At 74.6% G+C, this 18,974-nt stretch carries 22 protein-coding genes and 1 pseudogene; 15 read left to right on the top strand and 8 right to left on the bottom strand.

The genetic code is table 11. The features are described from left to right. Positions 1–42 precede the first annotated feature (42 nt). Entirely contained in the window at positions 43–870 is an 828-nt protein-coding gene (locus tag HUT16_RS08935; protein ID WP_176187136.1) for a dihydrodipicolinate synthase family protein, read from the top strand. A 169-nt stretch (positions 871–1,039) separates the two neighbouring features. Beyond that, positions 1,040–2,086: an aspartate-semialdehyde dehydrogenase gene (locus tag HUT16_RS08930; protein ID WP_176187134.1), complete on the top strand. Its 1,047-nt coding sequence runs from the start codon at positions 1,040–1,042 to the stop codon at positions 2,084–2,086. 71 nt (positions 2,087–2,157) lie between these two features. On the opposite strand, the gene HUT16_RS08925 is transcribed toward HUT16_RS08930, so the two are convergent. Both HUT16_RS08925 and HUT16_RS08920 read right to left on the bottom strand, forming a co-directional pair. Further along, positions 2,158–2,637 (bottom strand): MarR family winged helix-turn-helix transcriptional regulator, encoded by a 480-nt coding sequence (locus HUT16_RS08925; RefSeq protein ID WP_217712043.1) that lies wholly within the window; start codon positions 2,635–2,637, stop codon positions 2,158–2,160. A 43-nt stretch (positions 2,638–2,680) separates the two neighbouring features. After that, entirely contained in the window at positions 2,681–3,472 is a 792-nt protein-coding gene (locus tag HUT16_RS08920) for a hypothetical protein (RefSeq protein WP_176187130.1), read from the bottom strand. A 141-nt stretch (positions 3,473–3,613) separates the two neighbouring features. On the opposite strand from HUT16_RS08920, the pseudogene HUT16_RS08915 reads away from it, so the two are divergent. The 4 genes and pseudogenes from HUT16_RS08915 to HUT16_RS08900 all read left to right on the top strand — a co-directional run bounded on the left by HUT16_RS08915 (position 3,614) and on the right by HUT16_RS08900 (position 7,512). Next, positions 3,614–4,830 (top strand): annotated as a pseudogene (locus tag HUT16_RS08915) (NYN domain-containing protein). A gap of 105 nt (positions 4,831–4,935) precedes the next feature. Then, entirely contained in the window at positions 4,936–5,862 is a 927-nt protein-coding gene (locus HUT16_RS08910) for an ABC transporter ATP-binding protein (RefSeq protein ID WP_254898271.1), read from the top strand. Next, a complete protein-coding gene (locus HUT16_RS08905) occupies positions 5,859–6,653 on the top strand; it encodes an ABC transporter permease (RefSeq protein WP_176187126.1) in 795 nt (264 codons plus the stop codon). Before HUT16_RS08910 ends, HUT16_RS08905 begins: the two co-directional genes overlap by 4 nt. 76 nt (positions 6,654–6,729) lie before the next feature. Next, a complete protein-coding gene (locus HUT16_RS08900; protein WP_176187124.1) occupies positions 6,730–7,512 on the top strand; it encodes a hypothetical protein in 783 nt (260 codons plus the stop codon). A gap of 18 nt (positions 7,513–7,530) precedes the next feature. Here the strand turns inward: HUT16_RS08900 and ybaK are convergent, their stop codons facing one another. The 3 genes from ybaK to HUT16_RS08885 all read right to left on the bottom strand — a co-directional run bounded on the left by ybaK (position 7,531) and on the right by HUT16_RS08885 (position 10,527). Beyond that, entirely contained in the window at positions 7,531–8,022 is a 492-nt protein-coding gene (ybaK, locus tag HUT16_RS08895) for a Cys-tRNA(Pro) deacylase (protein ID WP_176187122.1), read from the bottom strand. A 59-nt stretch (positions 8,023–8,081) separates the two neighbouring features. After that, on the bottom strand, positions 8,082–8,810 hold the full coding sequence (locus tag HUT16_RS08890; RefSeq protein WP_176187120.1) for an LON peptidase substrate-binding domain-containing protein: 729 nt from the start codon (positions 8,808–8,810) through the stop codon (positions 8,082–8,084). Positions 8,811–8,871: 61 nt separating this feature from the next. Next, positions 8,872–10,527 carry an oxidoreductase gene (locus HUT16_RS08885; RefSeq protein ID WP_176187118.1) on the bottom strand — a complete coding sequence of 552 codons (1,656 nt, stop codon included), beginning with the start codon at positions 10,525–10,527 and terminating at the stop codon, positions 8,872–8,874. 94 nt (positions 10,528–10,621) lie between these two features. On the opposite strand from HUT16_RS08885, the gene hisD reads away from it, so the two are divergent. The 8 genes from hisD to hisF are packed head-to-tail and all read left to right on the top strand — an operon-like array spanning position 10,622 to position 16,405. Next, complete coding sequence (gene hisD, locus HUT16_RS08880) at positions 10,622–11,956, top strand: histidinol dehydrogenase (RefSeq protein WP_176187116.1); 1,335 nt, start codon at positions 10,622–10,624, stop codon at positions 11,954–11,956. Continuing rightward, positions 11,953–13,053 (top strand): histidinol-phosphate transaminase, encoded by a 1,101-nt coding sequence (locus HUT16_RS08875; RefSeq protein WP_176187114.1) that lies wholly within the window; start codon positions 11,953–11,955, stop codon positions 13,051–13,053. The genes hisD and HUT16_RS08875 overlap by 4 nt, the downstream gene beginning before the upstream one ends. Before the next feature lie 5 nt (positions 13,054–13,058). Beyond that, positions 13,059–13,652: an imidazoleglycerol-phosphate dehydratase HisB gene (gene hisB / locus HUT16_RS08870; RefSeq protein WP_176187112.1), complete on the top strand. Its 594-nt coding sequence runs from the start codon at positions 13,059–13,061 to the stop codon at positions 13,650–13,652. Then, positions 13,652–13,795 (top strand): hypothetical protein, encoded by a 144-nt coding sequence (locus tag HUT16_RS08865; RefSeq protein ID WP_176187110.1) that lies wholly within the window; start codon positions 13,652–13,654, stop codon positions 13,793–13,795. The genes hisB and HUT16_RS08865 overlap by 1 nt, the downstream gene beginning before the upstream one ends. A 12-nt stretch (positions 13,796–13,807) precedes the next feature. Next, positions 13,808–14,443: an imidazole glycerol phosphate synthase subunit HisH gene (gene hisH, locus HUT16_RS08860; protein ID WP_176187108.1), complete on the top strand. Its 636-nt coding sequence runs from the start codon at positions 13,808–13,810 to the stop codon at positions 14,441–14,443. 32 nt (positions 14,444–14,475) lie between these two features. Next, positions 14,476–15,204: a bifunctional 1-(5-phosphoribosyl)-5-((5-phosphoribosylamino)methylideneamino)imidazole-4-carboxamide isomerase/phosphoribosylanthranilate isomerase PriA gene (gene priA, locus HUT16_RS08855; protein ID WP_176187106.1), complete on the top strand. Its 729-nt coding sequence runs from the start codon at positions 14,476–14,478 to the stop codon at positions 15,202–15,204. Beyond that, positions 15,201–15,638 carry a RidA family protein gene (locus tag HUT16_RS08850; protein ID WP_176187104.1) on the top strand — a complete coding sequence of 146 codons (438 nt, stop codon included), beginning with the start codon at positions 15,201–15,203 and terminating at the stop codon, positions 15,636–15,638. Before priA ends, HUT16_RS08850 begins: the two co-directional genes overlap by 4 nt. Next, complete coding sequence (gene hisF, locus HUT16_RS08845; RefSeq protein ID WP_176187102.1) at positions 15,635–16,405, top strand: imidazole glycerol phosphate synthase subunit HisF; 771 nt, start codon at positions 15,635–15,637, stop codon at positions 16,403–16,405. Before HUT16_RS08850 ends, hisF begins: the two co-directional genes overlap by 4 nt. A gap of 37 nt (positions 16,406–16,442) precedes the next feature. On the opposite strand, the gene HUT16_RS08840 is transcribed toward hisF, so the two are convergent. From HUT16_RS08840 to HUT16_RS08830, 3 genes are all read right to left on the bottom strand, one after another. Then, the gene (locus HUT16_RS08840; protein ID WP_176187100.1) at positions 16,443–17,204 is read right to left on the bottom strand and encodes a VOC family protein; all 762 of its coding nucleotides are present in this window, start codon (positions 17,202–17,204) and stop codon (positions 16,443–16,445) included. Positions 17,205–17,314: 110 nt separating this feature from the next. Next, positions 17,315–17,953: a TIGR03085 family metal-binding protein gene (locus HUT16_RS08835; RefSeq protein ID WP_176187098.1), complete on the bottom strand. Its 639-nt coding sequence runs from the start codon at positions 17,951–17,953 to the stop codon at positions 17,315–17,317. A 17-nt stretch (positions 17,954–17,970) separates the two neighbouring features. After that, a complete protein-coding gene (locus tag HUT16_RS08830; protein ID WP_176187096.1) occupies positions 17,971–18,480 on the bottom strand; it encodes a septum formation family protein in 510 nt (169 codons plus the stop codon). 154 nt (positions 18,481–18,634) lie between these two features. On the opposite strand from HUT16_RS08830, the gene HUT16_RS08825 reads away from it, so the two are divergent. After that, a complete protein-coding gene (locus tag HUT16_RS08825) occupies positions 18,635–18,949 on the top strand; it encodes a hypothetical protein (protein WP_176187094.1) in 315 nt (104 codons plus the stop codon). Positions 18,950–18,974: the final 25 nt, after the last annotated feature.

The following is an 18,974-nucleotide window of genomic DNA, read 5'->3' as shown; positions in this document are numbered from 1 at the left end:
GTGAACTGGACCTGCACGGTCGCCGCCCGGCAGGCTTCCCGCATGGAACTCCACGGCATCCACGTCCCGCTGGTCACGCCCTTCACCGCCGACGGCGCCCTCGCCCTCGACGCCCTGGAACGGCTCGCCCGCGACAGCCTGGAGGCCGGTGCGGCCGGCCTGGTCGCGCTCGGCACCACCGGCGAGCCCGGCTCGCTCACCGACGCCGAACAGGACGCGGTGGTCGAGGTCTGCCGCCGGGCCGCCGACGCGTACGGCGCGGTGCTCACCGTCGGCGCCGGGCACGGCGGCACCGCCCGCACCGCCGCGGCGCTGGCCGCGCTGGACGGCCGGGCCGACGCCGCGCTGGTCGCCGTCCCCGCCTTCGTCCGCCCCGGCGAGGCCGGCGTCCTGGCCCACTTCCGGGCCCTCGCCGAGCACGCCCCGCTGCCGCTGGTGATCTACCACATCCCCTACCGCACCGGGCAGCCGCTGGGCGCCGCCGCCCTGCTGGACCTGCTCGCGCTGCCCGGCGTGGCCGGGGTCAAGTACGCGCCCGGCGGCATCGACGAGGAGACCGTCGCACTGCTGGCCGCCGGACCGCGCGGCGTCCTGGCCGGTGACGACCTGTTCCTCTCCCCGCTGCTCGCGCTCGGCGCCGACGGCGGCATCCCGGCCTCCGCGCACCTGGAGACCGCCCGCTTCGTCGCCCTGCACCGGGCCTGGCAGGACGGCGACGCCGCACTCGCCCGCAAGCTCGGCGCCGAACTCGTCGAGGTCTCCCGGGCCGCCTTCGCCGGCCCGAACCCGACCGCGCTCAAGGCGCTGCTGCACCGCGCCGGGCGCATCCCGACCCCCGCGGTGCGGCTGCCGCTGCTCGCGCACGCCTGAGCGGCGGCCGGTCGCACGCAGGATTTCCGGTGGGAAGGGGCCTGCGCAGGAGGGATTTCCGCCTCGGACGGCAAGCGTTCACGCTTTGGGACGACCCCACCGAAACCCGCTCTGACAAGGCATGATGGGCCGGGACAACCGGCACAACCGGTAGCAGGAGGAGAGACGGATGAGGATCGGCATCGTAGGTGCCACCGGTCAGGTCGGCGGCGTGGTCCGCGAGATCCTGGCGCAGCGCGCTGACTTGACCGGCGGACTGGGCCCGGTGGAGCAGCTGCGGCTGTTCGCCTCGGCCCGCTCGGCGGGGCGCGCCCTGCCCTGGAAGGACACCGAGGTCACCGTCGAGGACGCCGCCACGGCCGACTACAGCGGTCTGGACATCGTGATCTTCTCGGCGGGCGGCGCCACCTCCAAGGCGCTCGCCCCCAAGGTCGCCGCCGCCGGAGCCGTCGTCATCGACAACTCCTCCGCCTGGCGCCGCGACCCCGAGGTCCCGCTGGTCGTCGCCGAGGTCAACCCCGACGCGATCGCCGACCGCCCCAAGGGCATCATTGCCAACCCGAACTGCACCACCATGGCCGCGATGCCCGTGCTGCGCCCGCTGCACGAGGAGTCCGAGCTGGTCGCCCTGGTGGTCTCCACCTACCAGGCGGTCTCCGGCTCCGGCCTGGCCGGCGTCTCCGAACTGCACGAACAGGCCCGCAAGGTCGTCGACGGGGCCACCGCCCTCGTCCACGACGGCGCGGCCGTCGAGTACCCGGCGCCCGGCGTCTACCAGCGCCCGATCGCGTTCAACGTCGTCCCGCTCGCCGGGTCGATCGTCGACGACGGCAGCAACGAGACCGACGAGGAGCAGAAGCTCCGCCACGAGAGCCGCAAGATCCTCGGCATCCCCGAGCTGAAGGTCTCCGGCACCTGCGTGCGCGTCCCGGTCTTCACCGGCCACTCGCTCCAGGTCAACGCCCGCTTCGCCCGCCCGCTCGCCCCCGAGCGCGCCGTCGAGCTGCTGACCGGCGCCCCCGGCGTGGTGCTGACCGACATCCCGACCCCGCTGCAGGCCGCCGGTCAGGACCCGAGCTACGTCGGCCGGATCCGCGCCGACGAGACCGTCGAGCACGGCCTGTCGCTGTTCCTGTCCAACGACAACCTGCGCAAGGGCGCGGCGCTCAACGCCGTGCAGATCGCCGAGCTGGTCGCGGACGAGCTGCGCGGCTGACCCGCGCGCCGACGGGCCCCGGGCGGACCGCCCGGGGCCCGTCGTGCTGCTGCGGGGCCGATGCGCGGGCGCTAGCCGTTGTCGCGCAGCGCGCCGATCGAGTCGACGTACTTGATCAGCAGCCGGGCGAACTCCAGCCGCTCGCGCTCCGGCCAGTCCCGGGTGATCCGCTCGAAGGCGGAGCGCTGGTGCGCGCGGAAGCGGGCCAGCACCAGGTGGCCCTCGTCGGTGAGTTCGAGGATCGTGCGGCGGCCGTCCCGCTGCGAGGCGGCCCGGCGCAGGTAGCCGGCCGCGATGCAGTCGGAGACCATCCGGCTGGCCACCGACGGGTCCACGGCGAGCCGCTCGGCGACCACGCCCACGGTGACCTCCTGGCCGTCGTGCTCCGGGCCGTCCAGCACCACGTTGAGCACCAGCGTCCGGGTCATGTCCTTGCGGGACACCTGCTGCTCGACGCTCAGGGCCGCGGTCCGGCGCAGCCGGGAGAAGGCCGGGCCGACGTCGTCGAGCAGGCCGGACGGCTGCCGCGGGTCGTCGGTCGGGGTCTCCATGCCGCACATCCTAGGGGAGCCGGGCGGCGCCGCCCGGGGGCGCTCACTGGCCCGGGTGCGCGCCCGCTCCGTCGACCTCCACCGGCAGCGGCGGCGACAGCGCGGACGTCGTCCACTTGTCGCCCGGCGCGTACCACTGGTACGTCCCCGACGTCCGGGCCGGCACGCTCAGCGCCAGCGTGCCGGTGGCGTCCGCGGTGGTGGCGGCCAGGGTGGTCCAGGTGTCGCCGCCGGCCGGGCGGAACTGCAGGTAGGCGACGGCGCCCTGCTGCGGGATCTCGCTGTTGTCGTCCCAGTCGGCCCGCTGCAGCCGGGCCCGGACGGTGACCGCCCCGCCGGCGGCCGCGCGGGCGGGGGCGGCGGCCAGGTCGAGCCGGGCGGTGCGCTTGAGGGAGAAGCCCGCGGCGTTCTTCGAGAGGTAGCGGTCGCCGTCGTTGGCCCGGATCCGCAGGTCGACGAACCAGCTGCCGGCCTGGTCGTCGAAGAGCGCCCGGGCGGTGGCCGCGACGGTCGCCTCGCCGCGGCAGCGGGCCGTCGTCCCGTCCGGGCCGAGCGGCGTGCAGACCATCCGGCCGACCTTCAGCGCGGCGTAGTTGGGCCCCCACAGGCCGACCGGGTCGACCGAGCGGATGCCCGAGTCGTCGCGCGCGGTCACCTCGACCGTCACCGTGCGCGTCTCGGCCGCGCCCAGCTCGACCGTCCGGCCGCCGTCCACCGAGACGGACAGCAGCTCGGTGTCCCCGCTGGAGGACTCCGGGGCGGTCGCGGGCACCAGCACCACGGCGAGCGCGCCGACCGCCGCCACCGCACCCGCCACCACCGCTCTTCTCCGCACGGTGACCCAGTATCCAGGGTCGGACGCCCGGAGCGCGGCGCGGTTCGGCGGGCGAACGGCGGGTAAAGGTGTGCCCAACGGTCGCCGGGCCGCCGGGCGGAGCCCCACCGCCCGGGCCGGGCCGAGGAGGAGGTGCCGGAGATGGACCGCTGCGTCGTCCTGGTCGATGCGGGCTACCTGCTGGGCGCGGCCGCCAGCCTGCTCGCCGGGGAGCCCGGCCGCTCCCGGATCACCGTCGACCACCAGGTGCTGATCGGCGCGCTGCGCGAGCGCGCCGAGGCCGAGACCGGCCTGCCGCTGCTGCGGATCTACTGGTTCGACGCGGCCGTCGACCGCCGCCCCGCCCCCGAGCACCGAAGACTGCGGGTGCTGCCCCGGGTCACCGTCCGGCTGGGCGCGCTCACCCGGGCCGAGGGCCGCTGGGTGCAGAAGGGCGTGGACGCGGCGATGCACGCCGAACTCAGCGAACTCGCCCGCAACCACGCCTGCGCCGACGTGGTGCTGGTCACCGGCGACGGGGACCTGCTGCCCGGCGTCGCCTCCGCCAAGGAGCACGGCGTCGCCGTCCACCTGTGGGCGCTGCAGGCCGCCGACGGCGACTTCAACCAGTCCGAGGAACTGGTCGGCGAGGCCGACGAGCGCCGGGTGCTCGACCGGCAGTGGATCGAACGCTGGGCCCGCCCGAAGGAGGCCCACCCCGAACCCGCCCCCGCCCCGCGGGCGCTGCCGCCCGTCGCGCTGCCCCCGGTCGCGGTGCTGCCCGCCCCCGGGCTGCCCGCCGCGCCCGCCCGCCCCCGTCCCGTCCCGCTGGTGCCCGCGCCCGCGGCCGCCGCCGCCGCCCGCAGCGCCCCGCTGCGGGTCATCCCCACCCCAGGACCTGGCCGGCCGCGCCGCCACCGGCCCGCCCGCCGCCGCCCCCCCCCGTCACCGCCGGTCCGGTGCTGCGCTGGTCCTCCGACCGCGGCTGGGTCGACCGCGCCGACACCGCCACCGCCGCCGACGCCCTGCCCACCCTGGACCGGCTCACCACCTCCGCCCAGCGCTGGGCCGACCGCGAGGAGGACATCACCAGCGTCGGCGGCGACCCGCAGGAGGTCGGCCAGGTCTTCGCCCGCCGCTGGCTCGACCGCCTCGCCGCCGCCGAGCACCCCGAGCTGCTGTGGACCGACCACCCGCGCATCCCGCACCGCCTGGACGGCGAACTGCTCCGCTACGCCGCCCGGTTCGGTCTGCTCGCGCACAAGGAGGACCAGATCGACGAACAGGACAGGTACGCGATCCGCGAGGGCTTCTGGAAGGAACTCGCGGCCCGCGTCCCCGACGCCCGGCAGCCCCCGGAGGCACTGCGGGACAGCTGACGCCCCGGCCGACTCCCGTACCCCGCGTGTCCGGAACGCCCTTTACGGCGCGTAGAGTCTTCCGTCGTGAGCAAGGCACCGCAGAGCTGCTGCACGGTCAGCGGCCTGGTCAAGACCTACCGGACCGGCGGCAGCGAGGTCAGGGCCAACGACGGCATCGACCTCGCCGTCCACCGCGGCGAGGTCTTCGGCCTGCTCGGCCCCAACGGCGCCGGCAAGTCCACCCTGGTGCGCCAGCTCACCGGCCTGCTCCGCCCCGACGCCGGGTCCGTCGACCTGCTCGGCCACGACGTCGTCCGGCACCCCGAACGGGCCGCCCGGCTGCTCGGCTACCTCGGCCAGGAGTCCACCGCGCTCGACGAGCTCACCGTCGCGCTGGCCGCCGAGACCACCGGACGGCTGCGCGGCCTCTCCCGGGCCGCCGCCCGCGCCCAGACCGCCGACGTCGTCACCGAACTCGGCCTCGAAGCGCTCGCCCACCGCCCGCTCGCCAAGCTCTCCGGCGGGCAGCGCCGGCTCGCCTGCTTCGCCGCCGTCCTGGTCGGCGAGCGCCCGCTGCTGGTCCTGGACGAGCCGACCACCGGCATGGACCCGGTCGCCCGCCGCGCCGTCTGGAGCGCCGTCGACCGCCGCCGCGCCGAGCACGGCACCACCGTGCTGCTGGTCACCCACAACGTCATCGAGGCCGAGACCGTCCTCGACCGGGTCGCCGTGATCGACGCCGGCAAGGTCATCGCCTGCGACACCCCCGGCGGCCTGAAGGCCCTGGTCGACGGCCACGTCCGGCTCGACCTGGTCTGGCGCACCGACGCCCCGCTCGCCGTCCCCGCCGTGGCCGCGCTCGCCGACCGCGCCGAACGCACCGGGCGCCGCTGGACCCTGCGCACCACCCCCGACGAGGCCCGCGAACTGGTCGCCGCCGTCACCACCGGCCCCGCCCTCGCCGCGCTCGACGACTTCACCCTCGCCACCCCCACCCTGGAGGACGCCTACCTCCGCCTCGGCGGCCGCACCGGAGGACTCGCCCGATGACCCTGCTGGACGCCCCCGCCGTCGCCACCGCGCCCGCGCCGCTCGCCCCCGCCGCCCGGCTGCTGCCCGCGCTGGCCGCGGTCTACCGCGCCCAGCTGGCCCGGGCCAAGGTCTCCCGCATCCCGCTGCTGTTCGTCGCCACCTTCCAGTCCGTCGGCATCCTGGTCATGATGCGCGGCGTCGTCGACCCCGGCGACAACCCCTCCGCGCACGCCGTGGTGGCCGGCTCCGCCGTCCTGGTCGTCGCCTTCGTCGCGCTCAACCTGCTCGCCCAGTACTTCGGCAGGCTGCGCGCCACCGGCGGCCTCGACCACTACGCGACCCTGCCCGTGCCGCCCGCCTCGGTGGTGCTCGGCACCGCCGCCGCGTACGCCTCCTTCACCGTGCCGGGCGTCTTCGTCACCGCGGGCATCGGCAGCTGGATGTTCGAACTGCCGGTCGCCCGGATGTGGATCCTGCTCGCCGTCATCCCGCTCTCCGGCGCCGCCCTGGCCGGGCTCGGCGCCGCGCTCGGGCTGCTCGCCCCCCGCCAGGAACTCGCCACCCTGGCCGGCCAGCTCGGGATGTCCGCCGCCCTGCTGCTGGGCGTGCTGCCCGCCTCCCGGCTCCCCGAGCCGGTCCAGTGGCTGCGCGACCTGCTCCCCTCCAGCTACGGCGTCGACGCCTTCGCGCTCACCTTCGCCCCGCACCCCGACTGGGCCCGGATCACGCTCGACCTCGGCGTCTGCGCCGCCGTCGGCCTGGTCTCGCTCACCCTCGCCACCTGGGCCTACCGGCGCGCCGCGCGGTGACCCCGGCGGGTTCGTGCCGGAGCCGTTGCCCGGCAGAGATCGACAGCCTTCCGGTCGTCCGTGAAACGATGGGACCGTGACCGTACCGAACACACCTGCGGGCAGCACGCCCGGGCCGGACCCCTACCCGCCGGTCTTCCCGCCGCCGCAGCCGCCCGCCCGCGCCCAGCGGCCGCCGCTCGGCCCCGAACTGCGGATCGGAGCGGTCATCACCGGCGCCGGGGTGGTCCTCGGCGCCGTCCTCGGGCTGCTCTGGCTCTGGCTCGCGCCGCGGGTCGGCTACGCCGTCCAGGACAACCACATCCTGTACCGGGACCCGGAGGGCGAGGAGCTGATCGGCTCGGTCGGCGTCTTCTCGCTGCTCGGCCTCGGCTTCGGGCTGCTCACCTCGCTGGGCGCCTTCCTGTGGACCAGGGCCCGCAGCGGCGGCATCGCCGTCGCCGTCGGCCTGGCCGCGGGCGGCCTGCTCGGCTCGGTCATCGCCTGGCAGCTCGGCATCCACCTGGGCGCCACCAGCGACCTGCGGGCCCACGCGCGCGCCGTCGGCGACGGCGGCACCTTCGACGGCCCGCTCGAACTCACCGCGAAGGGGGCGCTGATGGTCTGGCCGATGACGGCCATGATCGTGCTGCTGTTCCTCTCCGCGACCTTCGGCAAGCGCGAGCCCGACCGGCCCCCGTACTGGGCCACCCCGGGGCCGGTGCAGGCGCCGGGGCAGGAGCCGGGGCAGCAGGGGCCGTCGCTGCAGAAGCCGGTCTCCCCGGAGCCGGAGCAGCAGGGGCAGCAGCAGCCGGGGCAGCAGGAGCCGGAGCCGGTGCAGCTCCGCAAGCCGGTGCAGGAGCCCCCGGCCGCCGAGTAGCGCGCCGCGCCGCCGCCCTCAGTCCTTGGCGATGGGCGCCGTGAGCGCGGCCGTGAGGCGGACCAGGTCGGCCGGGGCGAGTTCGACCTCGGTGCCGCGCTTGCCGGCCGAGACGAAGACGGTCGGGTGGTCGAGGGCACCGGAGTCGACGACGGTGCGCAGCTTCCGGCGCTGGCCGAGCGGGGAGATGCCGCCGACCACGTAGCCGGTGGAGCGCTCGGCGGCGGCCGGGTCGGCCATCACGGCGCGCTTGGTGCCGAGCGCGGCGGCGAGCGCCTTCAGGTCGAGCCGGCCGGAGACCGGGACGACGGCGACGGCGAGCGCGCCGTCGGCCTCGGCGAGCAGCGTCTTGAAGACCCGGCCGGGGGAGACGCCCATCGCCTCGGCGGCCTCGGTGCCGTAGGAGGCGGCGGCCGGGTCGTGGGCGTACTCGTGCAGGGTGAACGGGACGCCGGCGGTGTCCAGCGCGACGGTGGCGGGGGTGCCGCCGGCGGTCTTCTTCCTGGCCAAGGGGGTGGTCCTCCGTGCTCCCGGGGCGCGGCCCCCGGTGCGGTTGTCGGGCGCGGTCCTCAGTTGGGGCTGAACGCCTGGCGGGTGAGGTCGACGGCGGGCAGCGAGGGCAGTTTCGCGAGGACCGCGCTCTCGTGGCGGAGCAGGGCCAGCTCGCGGGTGAGCCGCTGCGCGGTGTCGGGGCAGGCGAGGAGCTCCTGCTTGACCTTGGTGGGCAGCGAGGTGGCGGCGGCGACCAGGTAGGAGAGCACCTGCGGGTCGTCGGGGAGCTCGGGCTCGCCGCTGATCGAGGCCTCGCGGGCCCCGGCCAGGCGCTTCTGGTAGGTGCGGAAGGCGCGCTCGACGCCCGCGGCCAGCGCGCCGGAGCCCTCGCCGGACTCCTCGGGCAGCACGGAGACCTCGCCGACCAGGTAGGGGCCGGTGGCGTCCAGGGCGCGCAGCCGGAACCGGGTGGTGCCGGTGACGAGCAGTTCGTAGCGGCCCTCGGGCTGGTCCCGGACGGAGGCGATGTCGGCGACGCAGCCGACCGGGTAGAGCGCCTCCAGCGGGTCGCCGCCGGGCGTCCCGATGCCGTCCAACGGGCCTGCCGGTTCGTCGAGTTCGCGGACGGGCGCGGTCTCCCGGCCGTCCTTGACGGCGACCACGCCGAAGCGGCGCGGCTCGTCCTCGGGCAGCTTCTGCAGGTCGGCGACCAGGTGGCGGTAGCGCTCCTCGAAGACGTGCAGGGGCATCACCAGGCCCGGGTACAGGACCGTGTTGAGCGGGAAGAGCGGGAGCCGATCAGTCACGGCGGACAGCGTAGTTGGCCGCGGGCCGCCGCCGCGCCGCGGTCGTCCGCCGCCGGGGGCGTCAGCCGCGCTGGAGCAGCCTGGTGACGCCCGCCACGGTGGTGGTGGCGAGCACCCAGCCGGTCAGCACCAGGGCGGTGGCGACCCACTGGCCGGGGCGGTCCGGGTTCCAGCCGTTCTGGCCCAGGTCGACCAGCGGGAGGACCTTGCCGGCCGCGTACAGGGCCGGGTTCCAGAGCACCTTCTCGTCGGCCTTGACCGGCGCGGGCTCGTGCGCGGCGAAGTACGCGGTGCCCAGCGCCCAGGCCAGCACCAGCCAGGCGGCGGCCCGGCCGGGGCGGTAGCCGTAGCCGATGGCGGCGTCCTGGAGGTGGCCCCAGATCCGGCCGGGCAGCGGCAGGGTGCGTCGGCGGCGGCGCTGCTTGGCGTACAGGACGGTGCGGGCGTCCTCGTCGGCGCCGTCGCGGCGCAGGGCGGCGGCGAGCTGCTCGTACGCCTCGGGGCGGAACTCCGGGCCGGAGTCGACCCAGGCGATCCGGCGCTCCAGCGGGAAGGGGCGGGCGGGGCGCAGCGACTCGTAGGTGAAGCCGGTGAGCGAGACGTGGTGCGCGGTGGGCCAGGCGGAGGGGGCGTCGACCAGGTTGCCGATCCGGGCCCGGTTGAGGCTGACGGCGCCGGTGGGCGGGGTGTCGCAGGTGAAGCGCAGTTCGGGGGTCTGGATCCGGCTGAGCGCCAGTTCCTCGTCCTCACCGAGGTGGAACTCGGCGGCGGTGATCAGGACGGCGTTGTCGAACCGGCCGTCGGAGAGCCGGATCCTGCCCCAGGAGCGGAAGGGGGTGTGGGTGGTGGCCGCGTAGGCGCCGGTGAAGGTGGACTCGCCGTAGCCGGAGCCGTAGACGCTGCGCGAGCCGGTCCAGTTGGCGTCCTCGGAGCCGGACAGGTACAGGGTGTGGCCGACGGTCATCCGGGCCGCGTTGACCGCGTTCGGGTTGTGGGCGCCGACGGCCCGCAGCGTGCCGCCGCGCAGCGAGAGCCGCCCGCCGATCCGGGCCGAGCGCAGGCTGAGCTCGCCGAGCAGGTCGAGGCGTTCGGCCTCGCAGTCCTGGTTGATCGCGATCCCGTCGGCGGAGACCGCCCGCCCGTACGCGTCGGGGCCGACGGCGGACTGGTTGAGCAGCAGGTCGGTGCCGATCCGGGCGTCGGTGAGCCGGATGCCGTCGGGTATGCCGCAGCGGGCCAGGTGGACGTCGCCCTCGCTGGCCAGCCGGGAGGCCTCCAGCCGGGGCAGGGCGCAGGAGACGATCCGCAGGGTGCCGGCGGTGGCCTCGGAGAGCAGCAGCTTGCGTTCGAAGCGGCAGAGCTGGAACTCGACGTAGCAGCCGATCCGGCCGCCGGCCAGGGTGAACTCGCCGGTGATCCGGGCGCCGGTGAGCTTGAGCGCGGTGACCTTGCCGGGCGCGGCCTCGGGGCCGTGCAGCAGCAGCCGGGCGATCACCTCGGCCCGGACGGTGCGCTCCGGGCCCCAGTCCTCGGCGGTGAACGGGTCGTCCGGGCCGTGCCCCCCGTCCCCCTCGGGGCGGACGGCGTGCCCGGCGGGGGCGGGGAGCAGCAGCTCGACGGGGCCGTCCCCGGCCCGCAGGTCGTACACCTCGCCGTGCCGGAAGGCGTCCCACAGGCCGCGCTCGGTGTCGGTCCAGTCGTCCGGTGCCTGCTCCACCGCGCCCCCCGATGATCTTGGCTTCGTCCCACCTTTCGTATCACGGACTGAAATGCCGGGCTGTGGGTTTTCGCCACTCCTTACACTTGGCCCTGTGATCTCTCGAATCGACCTCCGCGGCTCCTCCACGGACCCGCGAGACGTGCTGCCCCGTGCCGAGTTCGACGTCGAAGCCGCCCTGGAGAAGGTCCGGCCGATCGCGGAGGACGTCCGCCATCGCGGGGTCGCGGCGCTGATCGAGATCACCGAGCGCTTCGACGGCGTCCGGCTGGAGTCCACCCGCGTCCCGGCCGGGCAGATCGCCGAGGCCCTGGAGCAGCTGGACCCGAAGGTCCGCGCCGCGCTGGAGGAGTCGATCCGCCGGGCCCGCGCCGTCCACTCCGACCAGCGCCGGGTCGGCCGCACCACGCAGGTGGTGCCCGGCGGCACCGTCACCCAGCGCTGGGTGCCGGTCGACCGGGTCGGCCTGTACGTGCCCGGCGGCCTCGCGGTCTACCCGTCCTCCGTGGTGATGAACGTGGTGCCCGCCCAGGAGGCCGGGGTGGCCGGCATCGCCGTCACCTCGCCCCCGCAGAAGGCCTTCGGCGGCCGGGTCCACCCGACCATCCTGGCCGCCTGCGCGCTGCTCGGCGTCGACGAGGTGTACGCGGTCGGCGGCGCCCAGGCGGTGGCGATGTTCGCGCTCGGCACCGAGGAGTGCGCGCCGGTCAACCTGGTCACCGGCCCCGGCAACATCTACGTCGCCGCCGCCAAGCGCCTGTTCGCGGGCCGGATCGGCATCGACTCGGAGGCCGGTCCGACCGAGATCATGGTCCTCGCCGACGACACCGCGGACGCCGCGGAGGTCGCCGCCGACCTGATCAGCCAGGCCGAGCACGGCCCGACCTCCGGCTCGGTGCTGGTCACCGCCTCGCCCCTGCTGGCCGACGCGGTGGAGGCCGAGCTCAAGACCCAGGTCGCCCGGACCAAGCACTCCGAGCGGGTGGCCGAGGCGCTCGGCGGCCCGCAGTCCGGCATCATCCTGGTCGACGACCTGGAGCAGGGCCTCGCGGTGGTCAACGCCTACGCCGCCGAGCACCTGGAGATCCAGACCGCCGACCCGCACGCCGTCTCCGAGCGGGTCCGCAACGCGGGCGCGATCTTCCTGGGCCGCTTCACCCCGGTCTCGCTGGGCGACTACGCGGCCGGCTCCAACCACGTGCTGCCCACCGGCGGCTGCGCCTGCCACTCCTCCGGCCTGTCCGTGCAGACCTTCCTGCGCGGCGTCCAGGTCGTCGAGTACGACCGCGAGGCGCTGGCCGGCATCGCCGCGCACGTGGTCAACCTGTCCGAGGCCGAGGACCTGCCCGGTCACGGCGACGCCGTCAAGGCCCGTTTCATCGGAGATGAACAGAATTGGCACAGCGACTGGACGGTACCCGGCGCGTGACGAAGATCGACGACCTCCCCGTCCGCGACGAGCTGCGCGGCCAGTCCCCGTACGGCGCACCGCAGTTGGACGTGCCCGTCCAGCTCAACACCAACGAGAACCCGTACCCGCTGCCCGAGCCGCTGGTGGCCCGGATCGCCGAGCGGGTCGCCGAGGCCGCCCGCCACCTCAACCGCTACCCGGACCGGGACGCGGTCGAGCTGCGCACCGGCCTGGCGGCGTACCTGAGCGACACCACCGGCTTCGCCGTCGCCAAGGAGCAGGTGTGGGCCGCCAACGGCTCCAACGAGGTGCTCCAGCAACTGCTGCAGACCTTCGGCGGGCCCGGCCGCACCGCGATCGGCTTCGAGCCCTCGTACTCGATGCACGCCCTGATCGCCCGCGGCACCGGCACCGGCTGGGTCTCCGGCCCGCGCAACGCCGACTTCACCATCGACCTGGACGCGGCCCGCACGGCGATCGCCGAGATCCGCCCCGACGTGGTGTTCGTCTGCTCGCCCAACAACCCGACCGGCACCGCCGTCGCGGCCGAGACCGTGCTCGCCCTGTACGAGGCCGCCCAGGCCGCCGGGCCCAGCATGGTGGTGGTCGACGAGGCGTACGTCGAGTTCTCGCACCGCGCCTCGCTGCTGCCGCTGCTGGAGGGCCGCCCGAACCTGGTGGTCAGCCGCACCATGTCCAAGGCCTTCGGCGCGGCCGGACTGCGGCTGGGCTACCTCGCCGCCGACCCGGCCGTGGTCGACGCGGTGCAGCTGGTCCGGCTGCCCTACCACCTGTCGGCCGTCACCCAGGCCACCGCGCTGGCCTGCCTGGAGCACACCGACACCCTGCTCGGCTACGTCGACCGGCTCAAGTCCGAGCGCGACCGGGTGGTCACCGCCCTGCGCGGGCTGGGCCTCGACGTCACCGACTCCGACGCCAACTTCATCCAGTTCGGCCGCTTCGCCGACACCCACGCGGTGTGGCAGGCGATCCTCGACCAGGGCGTGCTGATCCGCGACAACGGCGTTCCCGGCTGGCTGCGCGTCACCGCCGGCACCCCCGCCGAGAACGACGCGTTCCTGAGCGCCGTCTCGCTTGCAACCAAGGAGCTGTAACCCGCATGTCCCGCATCGGCCGCGTCGAACGCACCACCAAGGAGACCTCCGTCCTGGTCGAGATCGACCTCGACGGAACCGGCAAGACGGACGTCTCCACCGGCGTCGGGTTCTACGACCACATGCTCGACCAGCTCGGCCGCCACGGCCTCTTCGACCTCACCGTCAAGACCGAGGGCGACCTGCACATCGACACCCACCACACCATCGAGGACACCGCCCTCGCGCTCGGCGCCGCCTTCAAGCAGGCGCTCGGCGACAAGGTCGGCATCTACCGGTTCGGCAACTGCACCGTCCCGCTGGACGAGTCGCTGGCCCAGGTCACCGTCGACCTCTCCGGCCGCCCGTACCTGGTGCACACCGAGCCCGAGAACATGGCCCCGATGATCGGCTCGTACGACACCACGATGACCCGGCACATCCTGGAGTCCTTCGTCGCGCAGGCCCAGATCGCCCTGCACGTGCACGTGCCGTACGGCCGCAACGCCCACCACATCGTCGAGTGCCAGTTCAAGGCGCTCGCCCGGGCGCTGCGCTACGCCTCCGAGCGCGACCCGCGCGCCGAGGGCATCCTGCCGTCCACCAAGGGCGCGCTCTGATGGCGACGGTCCTGATCTTCCTCGGGATCTTCTTCGCGACCGGCGTCTGGTCGTTCTGGAAGCAGGAGAAGCCCAAGAGCGTCGTCCTCGTCCTCGGCTTCGCCTCGGTCATGTGCCTGGCCGCCGGCATCCTGCGCTTCTAGGAGACCCCACCGATGTCCAAGAACGTCGTGGTGCTGGACTACGGCTCCGGCAACCTGCGCTCCGCCCAGCGCGCCGTCGAGCGCACCGGCGCCACCGTCACCGTCACCTCGGACTTCCAGCAGGCGCTGGACGCCGACGGGCTGCTGGTGCCCGGCGTCGGCGCCTTCGAGGCCTGCATGCGCGGCCTGAAGGCCGTCCGCGGCGAGCAGGTCATCGGGCGCCGGCTGGCCGGCGGCCGCCCGGTGCTCGGCATCTGCGTCGGCATGCAGATCCTGTTCGAGAAGGGCGTCGAGCACGGCGTCGAGACCGCCGGGTGCGACGAGTGGCCCGGCACCGTCGAGCCGCTGGACGCCCCGATCGTCCCGCACATGGGCTGGAACACCGTGGACGCCCCCGAGGGCACCCGGATGTTCGCCGGGATGGACCCCGACACCCGGTTCTACTTCGTGCACTCCTACGGCGTGCGGCACTGGGTGCTGGAGACCCACTCCGAGAAGATCCGCGCCCCCAAGGTGATCTGGGCCACCCACGGGCAGCCCTTCGTCGCCGCCGTGGAGAACGGCCCGCTGTGGGCCACCCAGTTCCACCCCGAGAAGTCCGGCGACGCCGGCGCCGCCCTGCTGGCCAACTGGGTCGACACCCTCTGACGTCCCTCCGAAGACTGAGAGTCCTTCAGAACATGACCAACCGCCTCGAACTGCTGCCCGCCGTCGACGTCCGCGACGGCCAGGCGGTCCGCCTGGTCAAGGGCGCCTCCGGCACCGAGACCTCCTTCGGCGAGCCGCTCGCCGCCGCCCTCGCCTGGCAGAACGCCGGCGCCGAGTGGCTGCACCTGGTCGACCTCGACGCCGCCTTCGGCACCGGCAGCAACCGCGAGCTGCTCCGCGAGGTCACCGGCCGCCTCGACATCAAGGTCGAGCTGTCCGGCGGCATCCGCGACGACGAGTCGCTCGCCGCCGCGCTGGCCACCGGCTGCACCCGGGTCAACCTCGGCACCGCCGCCCTGGAGGCCCCCGAGTGGGTCGCCAAGGTCATCGCCGAGCACGGCGACAAGATCGCCGTGGGCCTCGACGTGGTCGGCACCACCCTGCGCGGCCGCGGCTGGACCCGCGACGGCGGCCAGCTCTACGACGTGCTGGCCCGCCTCGACTCCGAGGGCTGCGCCCGCTACGTGGTCACCGACGTCAACCGCGACGGCACCCTGACCGGCCCCAACCTCCAGCTGCTGCGCGAGGTCTGCGCCGCCACCGACAAGCCCGTCGTCGCCTCCGGCGGCGTGTCGTCCCTCGACGACCTGCGTGCCATCGCCACCCTGGTGCCGGAGGGCGTCGAGGGCTCGATCGTGGGGAAGGCGCTCTACGAGCAGAAGTTCACCCTTGAGGAAGCCCTGGAGGCTGTGTCCCGATGACCGACGAAACCCCGGCCACCACCACCGCCCGCCCGTCCGGACGTTCCCCCTACGCGGACCAGTACGGATTCTCCCGGGCGGTGGTGGCCGGGGACTTCGTCCTGGTCGCGGGCTGCACCGCCTACGACGACGTCGACGCCGTCGTCGAGGGCGACCCGTACGAGCAGGCGCTGGCCGCCTTCCGGACGGCCCTCGACGCGCTCGACGGCTACGGACTCACCGCCGCCGACGTGGTCCGCACCCGGATGTACCTCACCCACGTCCGGGACTGCGACGAGGTCGGCCGCGCGCACAAGGAGATCTTCGACGCGGTCCGCCCGGTCACCACCATGGTGGTCGTCCAGGGCCTGACCGACTCCCGGATGATGGTCGAGGTCGAGGTCGAGGCCCACCGGCCCGGCCTGGCCCGTACTTTGGAAGGCACCCCGCAGTGACACTCGCAGTACGCGTCATCCCCTGCCTGGACGTGGACGCCGGACGCGTCGTCAAGGGCGTCAACTTCCAGAACCTGCGCGACGCCGGGGACCCGGTCGAGCTCGCCAAGCTCTACGACGCCCAGGGCGCCGACGAGCTGACCTTCCTCGACATCACCGCCTCCTCCGGCTCCCGGGAGACCACCTACGACGTGGTCCGCCGCACCGCCGAGCAGGTCTTCATCCCGCTCACCGTGGGCGGCGGCGTCCGCGCCGTCGAGGACGTCGACAAGCTGCTGCGGGCCGGCGCCGACAAGGTCGGCGTCAACACCGCGGCGATCGCCCGCCCGGAGCTCGTCCGCGAGATCGCGCAGCGCTTCGGCCGCCAGGTCCTCGTCCTGTCGGTCGACGCCCGGCGCTGCCCCGAGGGCACCGAGACCGCCTCCGGCTTCGAGGTCACCACCCACGGCGGCCGCCGCGGCACCGGCCTCGACGCGATCGAGTGGGCGGTGCGCGCCGCCGAACTCGGCGCCGGCGAGATCCTGCTCAACTCGATGGACGCCGACGGTACCAAGGACGGCTACGACCTGGAGATGATCCGGGCCGCCCGCAAGGCCGTCTCCATCCCGGTCATCGCCTCCGGCGGCGCCGGCAAGCTCGCCGACTTCGCCCCCGCGGTCGACGCCGGGGCCGACGCCGTCCTCGCCGCCAGCGTCTTCCACTTCGGCGACCTGACCATCGGCCAGGTCAAGGACGAACTCCGGGCCACCGGGCACCCCGTCCGCTGACGGGCTCCCGCCCGACCCCGCCGGTGCGGCCCCGCCGCTACCGGCGGGGCTCCGGCTCCAGCAGCGCGAACTGCGCGCCGAACGGGTCCGCCAGCACCGCGATCCGGCCCACCGACGGCACCCGCTCCGGCGGCACCACCACGCTCCCGCCCAGCCGCCGCACCTCGTCGGTCGCCAGCAGCGCGTCCGCCACCGCGAAGTGCACCAGCCAGCCCACGTCCACCCGCGGGTGCACCCCCGCGACCCCGCCGAACTCCTCCCCGCCGTCCGCCGGACGCAGCACCGTGTACTCCGTCCCCGGCAGCTGCGAGTCCCGGCTCCGCCAGTCGAACAGGCCCCGGTAGAACCGCAGCGCCCCCGGCGCGTCCGAGGTGCGCAGCTCGGCCCAGCACAGCGCGCCCGGGCCGCCCACCGCCTCCAGCCCCGCCGTCCCGCCCGCCTGCCACACCGCGAACCGGCCGCCCGCCGGATCGGTCAGCTGCGCGAACCGGCCCTGCCCCGGCACCTCGGTGGGCCCGACCCGGACGGTGCCGCCCGAGCGCCCCGCCGCCGCCGCGACGCCCGCCGCGTCCGCCGCGCCGAAGTACACCGTCCAGGCGGGCAGCGCCTCCGTCTCCGTCAGCGGGCCGACCCCCGCCACCGTCCGGCCCGCGCGGCGGAACAGGCCGTAGCCGTTCGGACCGGACGGGTCCAGCTCCCAGCCGAACAGCGAGCCGTAGAACAGCCCGGACTCGGCGAGGTCCGGACTGCCCAGGCCGATCCAGTTCGGCGAACCGGGGCGGAAGTCGCTGCTCACCATGCTCGTGCGCTCCTGGGTGCGGGGGAGGGGGTGCGGGTACGGGTGCGGGGGAGGGGCCTGTCGGCCAGGCTGGCACATCCACCGGCCGCACCGGCCGGACCGACGCGCCGTCAGGCCCCCGGCAGCGGCAGCACGTGCGTCAGCGTCTCCACCGCCTCCGGCACGCCCTCCGCCGCCACCGCGGCCCGCGCGCCGCGCCCGTACAGGAACAGCACCAGCTCGCCCGGCTCCCCGTGCACCGTCACCACCGGCGCGCCCCGCCGCCGCACCAGCGCCTCCCGGCCGTCCGGGTGCACCAGCCGCAACGAGACCGGCGCCTTCGCGTCACCGAACCGCGCCACCGCGGGCACCCGCCGCCACAGCGCCTCCGCCAGCTCCGCCCCCACCGGCTCCGGCTCGAACGGCACCGCCCGCCGGACGTCCTCCGCGTGCACGAAGAACTCCACCAGGTTCGCCGCCCCGTCCACCCCCGGCAGGTTGAACGGCGACCACGCCGGCGGCCCCGACCGGAACGACTTCACCAGCCCCTCGTACCCCCGCGCCGCCACCTTCCCCTGCACCCGCTCCGTCCACCCCGCCAGCGCCCCCACCCTGATCCCCGCCGCCGCGTCCGGCCGCCCCTCCCGCACCACCAGGTGCGCCGCCAGGTCCCGCGTCACCCACCCCTCGCACAACGTCGGCCCCTCCGGCCCCGCCGCCGCCAACAACCGACTCAACCGGGCCCGTTCACCCTGCACAAGACTCACCATGCGCCCAGCGTACGGGGTCAGCGCAGCGGGCCGGTCAGCTTGCGGTCGCGCTGCTGGTTGCTGACGGTCACGGTGCAGCTGGCGTCGCGGTAACCCTGTTGGTAGTACTTCGTCAGCGGGACGATCGGGCTGTTGTTGTACAGGTCCAGGCCGCCCTGCTGCTTCTGCACCCCCCGGAGCGAAGGGGCGCAGAGCTCCAGCAGGGCCTTGTTGATCGAACGGTCGTCGGCCAGGCCGTCGGGCATCACGACGTTGGCTGTGGTCTCGGCGTCGTGCGGCTGGTCGCACGGGACGACGGTGCTGTCCTTCACCTCGCTCATCCACGGCATCAGCAGGCAGGTGCCCGGCGGGTAGAACGGGTACGGGTACGTCTTCGACGGGCTGGGGCTCGGGGTCGGGCTGGGGGAGGGGCTCGGCGGGGGCGGCGCGGCGGCCGGCCGCTTCGGCTCGGGCCACAGCAGCACCGCCGCCACGACGGCGAGCGCGGCCACCAGGCCCGCCAGGAATGCCTTCTGTCGTCCACTCATGCCAACCCCCTTGATCCAAGAACATTCTGATGGCACAACAGCTGCCACGTCAGTCCTTTTCGGACATTCGTTTGCTCATCCTTTGCATGCTGATCAGTAGGATGACCGGCCTGTCAGAGGGATGTCAGCGGGAAACAGGAGAAGGGCAACTGTCATGGGGGACAGCGGGTTTCGAGTCGAGCCCAGTGCGCTCGACCGGTACTCGTCGCTGCTGGCCGAGCAGGCCGAGCAGTTGGGCCGGATCGCGGAGGCGACTGCCGCGATCACCATCTCGTCGGACGCGTTCGGGCACCTGCCGAACGCCCAGCACCTGGCGTCCGCGTACCAGGAGCACGCCGTCGCCAGCCGGGAGAACGTCGGGCTGATCGGCAGTGCGGTGGACGGCAGTTCGCAGGGGCTGGCGGGGGTGTCGCGGAACTACACCGACCACGAGGACCACGTGGTCGGCACCATGGGGGGCGGTAGGTGATGGCCAACACCACGAGGAGCGGTTC

Origin of the sequence: Kitasatospora sp. NA04385 (assembly GCF_013364235.1) — a bacterium.
Lineage (GTDB): Bacteria > Actinomycetota > Actinomycetes > Streptomycetales > Streptomycetaceae > Kitasatospora.
This window is presented reverse-complemented; position numbering and strand designations above follow the sequence as displayed.